Below are 2,060 nucleotides of genomic sequence, written 5' to 3' on the forward strand. Positions count from 1 at the left end.
CGACCAGGGCGGCGGCGGCGTCCGCCGATCCTCCGCCCATGCCGCCCGCGACGGGCACGGCCTTGCGGATTGCCAGGTGCGCACCGCGGTCGATCCCCGCCGTCTGCGCGAGCAGGCGGGCGGCGCGCACCGCGAGGTTGCGGTCGTCGGTGGGAACGCCCTCGATGTCGACGGGCCCCTTCGCGCTCACCGAGAGGGTGATGTCGTCGGCGGGCGTCGCCGTCATCTCTTCGTACAGCGACACCGCCTGGAACGCCGTCGCGAGCTCATGGTAGCCGTCGTCTTGGACGTCGCCGACCTCGAGGAAGACGTTGATCTTGCCGGGGGCGCGGACGCGGACGGATGCCGGGGCGTGCGCGGTCATCGCCGCCCCTCCCCCGTCGTGCGCCCGGCGGGCCCGGCGTGTGCGAAACTGGAACGTCGGCCCGATCCCCGTCGCCGCTCGCACAGCGGTTCGGGGAGGTCCGGGCCGGAGCGAGCGATCTGAGTCACTCTTCGACAGTAGCGCTCCGCTCCCCGCCGATCGGCGTCGCCGCCGAAACGTCGTCGTAACCCCGGAACCCTACGGTGACCGGATCCCGTTTCCACCCCCGAGGAGGCAGTATGCGCCCGATGGTCCCCCTGTCGATCGACACCGACCCCTGGCGCACCCTGTTGTCCCGCTCCGATATCCGGATGCACGACGGCATCCTGCACCTGATCGACGACACCGCCACACCGGCGATCGCCGAACGCGACGACCTGCTCACCGCGGCCGCCGCCATCGAGGCGGCCGGAGTGCGCGTCCTGCTCGTGCGCGACGCCAACCGTCGGCCCAAGCTCGTCATCGACACGGGGGATGCCGAGGCGGCACTGAGCGCACTGCGCGACCCCGAGCTCGGGCCGGTCTACCTCAAGGCACGCGGCGAGGACCCCGTGCCCGCGCACAGCGTGCACCCCGCCGTCGGCTCGGTGCAGGCGTTCGCGGTCTTCCGCCCCCGCACCTCGACCGAGGGCTCCTACCGCTACGGCGCCTCGCTCGCCCCGCGCCTCGAACTGTGGCGCTTCGGCGAGAAGACGATCGAAGCGCCGCGCCCGAGCGCCCTCACCCGGCGCCGCTTCGCCGCGGCCGATCTCGACCTGGTCGAGGTCGAGCGCTACGGCCGCCGCTGGATGACGGTGGCCGGCATGTTCGATCCGCACCCGAACGAGCTCACCGCCGACGTCGACATGGTCTTCTCGTGGGTCGACGGGTCGTCCAGCGAGTTCCAGCGTCAGCGTGCCGCACGCATGAAGGGCTACGTCGTGGGCGACGGCGACGACAACGCCGCGCGCTACCGGCAGGTCGACGAGCTGCGCTACGCCCTGCGGAGCGTGCACATGTACGCCCCGTGGGTGCGCCGGATCTTCATCGCCACCGACTCCCCCACGCCGGAGTGGCTGGCTGACCACCCCAAGGTCACCATCGTGCGCAGCGAGGAGTTCTTCGCCGACCCGTCGGTGCTGCCCACCCACAACTCGCACGCCGTCGAGGCGCAGCTGCACCGGATCCCCGGGCTCGCCGAGCACTTCCTCTACAGCAACGACGACATGTTCTTCGGGCGCCCGGTCACGCCCGAGCTCTTCTTCAGCGGTGGCGGCGTCAGCCGCTTCGTCGAGAGCGGCGTGCGCATCGGCAGCGGCCCCGCGCACGTCGACCGTTCCGGTCACGACAACGGCCTGCGGGTCAACCGCGCCCTGCTCAAGGAGCGCTTCGGTCGCGTCATCACGCTCGACCTCGAGCACTGCGCCACACCGCTGCGCCGGTCGGTGGCCTTCGAGCTCGAACGGGAGTTCGCCGACGACTACGCCCGCACGGCCGCGTCCCGCTTCCGCTCGGCGACCGACATCTCGGTCACCAACAGCCTGTACCACTACTACGCGCTGGCCACGGGCCGGGCGATCGTCACCGCCGAGCCGCGCACGCGCTACGTGCAGACGACCCAGCTGGACTCGCTGCGCACGATGGAGCGGCTCGTCTCGCGCCGCGACACCGACATGTTCTGCCTGAACGACGGCAGCGTGCCCGAGATCCCCGAAGA

Annotated in this window: 1 protein-coding gene and 1 pseudogene; one reads left to right on the forward strand and one right to left on the reverse strand. The window is 71.5% G+C overall.

Going from position 1 to position 2,060, the window contains the following annotated elements:
* Positions 1-364: pseudogene (locus tag DBR36_RS12570) on the reverse strand (4-(cytidine 5'-diphospho)-2-C-methyl-D-erythritol kinase); the annotation flags it as partial.
* A 239-nt stretch (positions 365-603) separates the two neighbouring features.
* On the opposite strand from DBR36_RS12570, the gene DBR36_RS12575 reads away from it, so the two are divergent.
* Positions 604-2,060, forward strand: a 1,457-nt coding sequence (locus DBR36_RS12575) for a stealth conserved region 3 domain-containing protein (RefSeq protein ID WP_108319887.1), incomplete at its 3' end; no start/stop codon positions are given.

Origin of the sequence: Microbacterium sp. HMWF026 (genome assembly GCF_003061325.1) — a bacterium.
Taxonomy (GTDB): domain Bacteria; phylum Actinomycetota; class Actinomycetes; order Actinomycetales; family Microbacteriaceae; genus Microbacterium; species Microbacterium testaceum_E.